Source organism: bacterium (genome assembly GCA_022616075.1).
GTDB lineage: Bacteria > Acidobacteriota > HRBIN11 > JAKEFK01 > JAKEFK01 > JAKEFK01.
In genome coordinates this window covers 1-7,168 of the sequence record JAKEFK010000379.1, presented here as the reverse complement: position 1 = coordinate 7,168, position 7,168 = coordinate 1, and the positions used below count along the sequence as shown (strand labels likewise).

General features: G+C 48.7%; 5 protein-coding genes. All 5 read left to right on the top strand.

The window, feature by feature from the left end; translation table 11 throughout:
- Window positions 1-527: 527 nt before the first annotated feature.
- Window positions 528-1,061, top strand: coding sequence for a sigma-70 family RNA polymerase sigma factor (locus tag L0156_29465; GenBank protein ID MCI0607134.1), 534 nt, complete (start codon window positions 528-530; stop codon window positions 1,059-1,061).
- Between the two features lie 5 nt (window positions 1,062-1,066).
- Window positions 1,067-3,940 carry a protein kinase gene (locus tag L0156_29460; protein MCI0607133.1) on the top strand — a complete coding sequence of 958 codons (2,874 nt, stop codon included), beginning with the start codon at window positions 1,067-1,069 and terminating at the stop codon, window positions 3,938-3,940.
- 67 nt (window positions 3,941-4,007) lie between these two features.
- Window positions 4,008-5,417 (top strand): sulfatase-like hydrolase/transferase, encoded by a 1,410-nt coding sequence (locus L0156_29455; protein ID MCI0607132.1) that lies wholly within the window; start codon window positions 4,008-4,010, stop codon window positions 5,415-5,417.
- Window positions 5,418-5,435: 18 nt separating this feature from the next.
- Window positions 5,436-6,941: a right-handed parallel beta-helix repeat-containing protein gene (locus L0156_29450; protein MCI0607131.1), complete on the top strand. Its 1,506-nt coding sequence runs from the start codon at window positions 5,436-5,438 to the stop codon at window positions 6,939-6,941.
- Window positions 6,938-7,168, top strand: a 231-nt coding sequence (locus L0156_29445) for a PLP-dependent transferase (protein MCI0607130.1), incomplete at its 3' end; no start/stop codon positions are given. The genes L0156_29450 and L0156_29445, both read left to right, overlap by 4 nt.

Genomic DNA, 7,168 nt, shown 5'->3' with positions numbered 1-7,168 from the left:
TCCCTTTTGGATCATGCCTTCTTTATTGCTGAGCATGATGATCATCATTTATCTAGAATTACGGAACTGCTTGTAGAGTTGCAGGCCCAATAGCGAGAGATGCGCTAAAGAACGAAGAAGTAATGAGCGAAATCAGAGTGTTTTTAAGGAAAGTTCTTACTGCTTTGAACGTAATGTCCGGGAGAAACCAGCAGATTGACTCCCATCTAACTCAGATGGTTCGGTTCTCTCGCTTGAGTTCTATGCTCTTTTCAGCTTCAAACTGCTTCCTGTTGTATTTCTGCCATTGAATTCTTCACTCTTCTAACAATTTTCACTCCGCGGAGTGAAAATTGTTAGAAGATGGGAGTCGCAGAGACACAGCGCGCGCCTCCGGGCGAGCGCTCCGTGCCGTTTGTAACGCCGACTTCAGGCCGGCCAACTTTGGCAGTCTTCCGGCGGTACAGATCGCTCTACATTGTGAGAAAATAAAACTAAGAAGCGGGGATCATACATCAGTGGATTCATCCAGGGAAGTAACCAAATTTTTGCAGGAATGGAACAACGGGAATAAAGCTGCGTTAGATAAGCTCATGCCAATTGTTTATGACGAGCTGCGAAAGTTGGCTCGAGGTTATATGCGGCAGGAGCGGAGCGGCCATACTCTGCAGCCGACGGCACTCGTTCATGAAGCGTTCTTGCGATTAGTCGATCAGAACGCTGTGACGTGGCAAAATCGCGCGCACTTTTTTGGCATTGCTGCACAAATGATGCGCCGGATTTTAGTCAATCATGCTGTCAAAAGGCGGGCAGCCAAGCGGAACGGCATGTTGGAAAGCATTCCTTTGGACGAGTTCAGAGATCTCGGCGCCAGCTATCCTGTGAATGTGATCGCGTTGAACGAAGCGCTGATGGATCTGGAGTGTATCGATGCTCGTCAATCCAGGCTTGTAGAATTGCGCTTGTTCAGCGGCTTGTCTCTTGAAGAAACAGCCGAAGCCATGCAACTGTCGGTGGCAACTGTAAAGAGGGAATGGAGGACCGCCAGGCTGTGGTTACGACGCCGTATCAGTAAGGCGTAACGTCAATGAACCAAGAAGGGGAACAGGAACGATGGCAGCGAGTAAAGGAGTTGCTCGCCGCGGCTTTGGAACAGCCTGAAGCGGAACGAAACCATTTTCTTGATGAAGTTTGCAGCTCCGATCACACCTTGCGTGCGGAATTAGAATCGCTTCTTTCCTACGAAGAATCTCAGGACCGCCTCAGCGAACCTGCAATTTCGATGGATGCATTCAAGCAGCGGGATCGGATCGGTCCATATAAAATCATCCGGACGCTGGGGCATGGGGGAATGGGAAATGTCTATCTGGCGGCACGCGCTGATGATGAGTATCGCAAAGAGGTTGCGATCAAATTCATCCGTCAGGATGCAAGCTCCGATTTCATTCTCCATCGTTTTCGAAATGAACGTCAAATTCTTGCCGCTCTCGATCATCCGCACATGGCAAGGCTCCTCGATGGCGGAACCGCAGATGGAGTTCCTTATCTTGTCATGGATTACATCGAGGGTCTGCCGATCCATGAGTATTGCGACCAGAACAAGCTCAATACCGAAAAACGCCTCCACATTTTCCTTCAATTATGTGCGGCTGTGCATTATGCGCATCAGCGGCTCGTGATTCATCGGGATATCAAACCAAGCAATATACTCGTGACCAAAGAAGGCGTACCAAAGCTTCTCGATTTCGGTATTGCGAAACTGATGGCTCCGGAACTGGCTGCGCAAACGCTCGATGCGACAGGAACGGCAATACGCCTGATGACTCCGGAGTACGCCAGTCCTGAACAGACACGAGGGGAATTAATCACAACAGCAAGCGACGTCTATTCTCTTGGCGTTGTGCTATATGAACTGCTTACAGGACACAGTCCTTATCGAACGGCTAGCAACGACATTCATGATCTTCTGCGCGCGGTTTCGGAGACAGAGCCGGAAAAGCCTAGCACAGCAATTCAAAGAACGACCGAAGTTAAGAAACGAGGCAATGTTGAGCGAATCACTGTGGAAACTGTAAGTCGCACTCGTGAAGGCGCGCCGGATAAACTTTATCGCAGATTGCGTGGAGATCTTGACAATATTGTTTTGAAAGCCTTGCGTAAGGAACCCGGCCAGCGATACAGTTCGGTGGAACAATTCAGGGAAGATATCCAAAGACACCTGGATGGGCTTCCTGTGTTTGCGAGGAAACCTACGCTGGTTTATCGCGCAAAGAAATTCATTCGCAGAAACCGCGCGGGAGTTGCTGCTGTCGCATTGATCATCAATGCTTTGGCCGGCAGTATCCTTGCAATCAATCAGCAGCGGGTCCGCGCCGAACGCAGATTTAATGATGTCCGAAGACTCGCGCATGCAGTGGTTTTTGATTACCATGATGCCATTGCCGATTTACCAGGCTCCACTCCTGTTCGCCAGCGATTGATCAAGGATGCACTGCAATATCTTGACAGTCTTGCTGACGAAGCGAAAGACGATCGAGAACTTCAGCGGGAGCTGGCGAAAGCTTACGTCAAAATTGGAGATGTTCAGGGAAATAGTTACGTTGCCAACCTGGGCAACCCCAGCGGAGCGCTGATCAGCTACCGCAAATCACTCGCCATCCGTGAAACACTTTCGAACGCGCAACCGGACAACATTGAATGGGGAAGAGAACGGGCCGAAAGCCATGAACGGATTGGAAATATATTCCGAACAAGCGGTGATGTGAAAGAAGCTGACCAGAGTTACCATCGAGCAATCGGGATTCTGCAAAATTTATCTGTGAAGATGCCGCGCGATCAACAGACCCGCCGAAATTTGGCCAAGCTTTTTTATCATGTTGCGAATCTCAGAGGAATGGCACGCGGTCCGAATCTTGGCGATATTACCGGATCAATTGATTATCATCAGCGAGCTATAAAAATCCGCGAGGCATTGTGTGCCGAAGAACCAAACAATCTGATGCTGCGTGTCGAATTACAGGACAGTCATGGATCATTGTCTGATATTTTTTTGTCGATCTGGAAGCTTGCCGAAGCCAAATCGCACGTCTATCGAGCAATTGCTCTGGCCGAGAGTCTCGTTCAGGCTGAACCCCGGAGCTTAAAAGCGCAACAGATTCTGATGGGTGCCCAGGATTCACTTGGACGGTTGCTCCAAAGTAAAGGTGAACTGATGAAAGCGCAGGAAGTTTATCTGAACTGTTTGAATACGGCTCAGTCGATGTTGGCAATCGATCCGAGCAACAAACAGTTTCGTCTTTCTCTCGCCGCTCGGAATCTGCGAGTCGGTGTCCTGTTGATGGATCAAAATGAGCCGGCGCGTGCATTGCAGTTTCACCGCGAGGCTCTGAAGTTGAACGAAGAAGTGGCTGCGACAGATCCGACCAATGACGCCGCGCGGCGTGTGATCGCACTCGATCATCTGAATCTGGGGGAGGCGTTATGCGCAATAGGCGATTTTAAAGAAGCGCTATTGCACAATCATCAAGCTCGCAAATATTTTGAAGTATTAAGGAAGAAAAACCCTCGTGATCGTTCTTCGGTCCCCTGGCTCATGCGAACGTATAACCAGATTGGAGTGGCGTTGCTGAAACAAGGTGACCACAAACCCGCTCTGGAAAATCTGCATCGAAGTCTAGCTCTTGCAAAGTCAGCCGGGTCGGATCCCAATATTCGTTCTGTACAGCAACATTCGGCGATGGCGTTTTTCCAACTTGGCGAAACACATGTTGCAATCGCCAAAAAAGTCGAAACCCCCGCCAATCAGAAGTCATCGCATTGGAATGAAGCACGCCAGGTATATCAACGCAGTTTGGATCTGTTTTCTAGGCTGAAGCAAAAGGAGACATTGAAGCTGAGATACGCAGATATGCCTGAACGCATCCCTCGCAAAATCGAACAGATCGGTGTGGAATTAAAGTAGCGCAGCCGGCTTCCCTCCATTTGAGCCTTTTTGCTCAAATTCTTGCGTGAATAAATAGGAGGGAACCATGAAACGATTTGTTTTATTATCACTTCTCGTCAGTTCTTTGGCCGCGATCGGTCACGCCCAGACCGTCCCCAACATAGTGATCATCCTTGCCGATGATCTTGGGATTGCCGACGTCGGGACATATGGTCCAAATATTCCCGATTCCGATCCTGCTCTCACCCCTTTTATCGATCAGCTCACTACGGCGGGCGTGCAGTTCAATCATGCCTGGAGTAATCCGGTCTGTTCACCAACACGGGCCACGATCCTGACAGGTCGATATGGCGCACATACGGGCGTCGGAATTGCTTTGGAACAAAACCATAATACTGATTTGGGGGAGCTACTGGCACCCGAGAACACTTTGCCAGAACTTCTTGTAGCGTCTTATACAAGTGCTGTTATAGGAAAATGGCACCTCGGTAAGTTCAACGAAGGAAACGACTCTCCCCGAATTGTTGGCGGGTTTCAATTACACTCCGGTTTGGTGGTTGGAGAGATCAACAACTATAAAAACTGGGAGCTGTACGTTAACGGCAGCAATCAGGGGTTCATAACAACCTACGCAACAACGAAGAATGTTGATGATGCATTGACCTGGATCAATCAGCAACAGGGACCCTGGTTGCTTTACCTCGCATTCAACGCGCCCCATAAACCTTTCCATGTGCCGCCGAAGAGTCTTCTCAGTAAACAAACAGGAAAAGTACTTCAGCAGCTGGGAATTCAAACGATGAACGATTGCGATTTGAACTCGGAGAACCAGCGGTTGTGCTTTAAGGCAGCGATCGAAGCGATGGATAAGGAAATCGCGCGGTTGTTTATTCAGGGTGGAATCACGACCGAAAACACTGTGATTTTTTTCATTGGAGACAACGGTACTACAGATGAAGCCGTGCCATTCAATACATTCCCTGCCGGGAAATCGAAAGGTACCGTATATGAAGGAGGAGTGCGTGTACCGTTGATTGTCGCCGGTCCACCGGATGTTGTGATTTCTCTAAACAGGGAAGTCAATCACCCTGTGAACATTGCCGATGTGTTCGCAACAGTATTGGAGATTGCTGGTGCGACGATACCTGCCGGAACTGACTCCGTAAGTCTGATGCCCTATCTTCAGACCCCGCTTGCAGTGCAACAAAGGAATTACGTGTACACCGAAAAATTCGATGGTGGAATCGGTGTTCACTCAGATCCGAATGAAACAGGGATAGCCGCTATATTTGACGGCGTTTACAAAGTGATTGAAGAATTCAATGAAAGCGGCATCCCCGAAATGATTGCTTGTTTCGATTTGAATAAAGACGAATTTGAGCAGTGCAATCTTCTCGCGCAGCCGCTCGATCCTGTGCTTTGCCCTCATGCAACCGGCACGGCACCGCCAGAGTGTCAGGCTCTGTACGACACGATGGAAGCGGATCTGCATTGAGATGGGGAGGACTTCGAAATGAGACACACTTTATTCTTATTTGTGTTGGTTCTATTTATGGCGGCAGATGTTCGCGCAACTTCCACAACATGGACTGTAACGAAAACTGCCGATACGAATGACGGTGTTTGCGATGCGGATTGCAGTTTCCGGGAGGCGCTCGACAATGCTTCGCCAGTTTTCACTGACACCATCGTCTTCTCTTCACTGTTCAATACACCGCAAACGATTACTCTGGCAGGTCACGCATTGGAAATCGGTACAAATTTGATCATTAATGGCCCTGGTGCGGATCTGTTAACGATTTCAGCCAATAACCTGAGTAATGTTTTCGAAATTTCAGGCCCAACAAGTCTCATGACATTAAGCGGGATGACGATTACAGGTGGGTCAGGTGATGGCATCGAAGTAAACTCAGCTTTCGATCTTCAAATAAAAGAGTGCATCATCACAGAAAACGGATCCAACGGTATTGAGAATTCTGATTTTACGAGAGTGTACGACAGTACGATTTCCGCAAATGGTGCGAGCGGCATAGACAATTCATTCGGCGACATGGAAATACAGAGAACGACGATCACAGGAAACGCTGGTACAAGAGCGGGCGGGATTTACAACACAGGGGGCGAGCTCAATCTTATAAAAAGCACCGTTTCAAACAATACGGGGAATTCTTTCTACGATGTTCATGCAGGTGGTATTTACAACAGCGGTACCTTGATTGTAACGAATTCAACGATATCGGGAAACGCAGCGGTAGGCGGAGACTTTAATGCAGGCGGTATTTACGAAGATAGCGATGGTACGGCATTCATTAGAGACTGCACAATTACTAATAACTCAGCCGACGGAGCGAACAGCGCTGGTGGCATTTACTCCGAAGGATTATTCGATCCGGTCGTAGAAGACACAATTATCGCTGCCAATGTCAATAATTCGGTTATAGCTGATGTTGTCGGAGGGTTCACTTCAGACGGCTACAATCTGATCGGCAATGTTGGACTTGCAACAGGCTTTACAAATACGGGCGACCAGACAGGCAGCGGAGCTTCTCCCATCGACCCGCGATTGGATCCGCTTGATAATTATGGCGGCCCTACTGAAACACATCGATTACAAGTTTCACCAATCGTCAGTCCTGCAATTGACAAAGGGAGTTCCGGTACTTCAGAAGATCAGCGAGAATACATTCGGCCTCATAACAAAGTGAGTATTCCTCCCGCACCAGGCGGTGACGACAGCGATATCGGCGCCTATGAGCTGCATTTTTTTGTATCGATCGGTGGCCGGGCAATCAGTAGCGATGGCAAAGGGATAAAAAATGTGTTGATTCGCATAATCGGACCAAGCGGAGAAGCGCGATTTCAAAAAACGAACCGATTCGGTTTGTATCGATTCGAAAAAATTCCGAGAAATAGAACGTACAACGTCACTGCAACGTATCGAAACTTTGAATTTGAGGCCCAAATTGTGAACGTGACCGAAGAAACAATCACCGATTTGGATTTTGTCGCGATGCCGTGAATCTCAGCGTTGGACCGGTAACTCCGGTTATCGGTCTGGTTACTGAACGACAGTGCGAGAATGCCCTTGAGTTGGCGCGTTTTCTTGGGTCCCAAGAAAATGTAATTCAGGTAAATTATCCATGGCTGGAAAGCTCGCCCTTTTGCCAGCTTGCAAGAAGGCAAATGACCGGTGGAGGAGGCATGCTGTCTTTTATGGTTTCTGGTGGTTTAGCCTCAGCTCGTGCC

Coding starts and splice junctions, on each gene's coding strand:
- L0156_29460 (MCI0607133.1), top strand. CDS start 1,067: ATGAACCAAGAAGGGGAACAGGAACGATGGCAGCGAGTAAAGGAGTTG.
- L0156_29455 (MCI0607132.1), top strand. CDS start 4,008: ATGAAACGATTTGTTTTATTATCACTTCTCGTCAGTTCTTTGGCCGCG.
- L0156_29450 (MCI0607131.1), top strand. CDS start 5,436: ATGAGACACACTTTATTCTTATTTGTGTTGGTTCTATTTATGGCGGCA.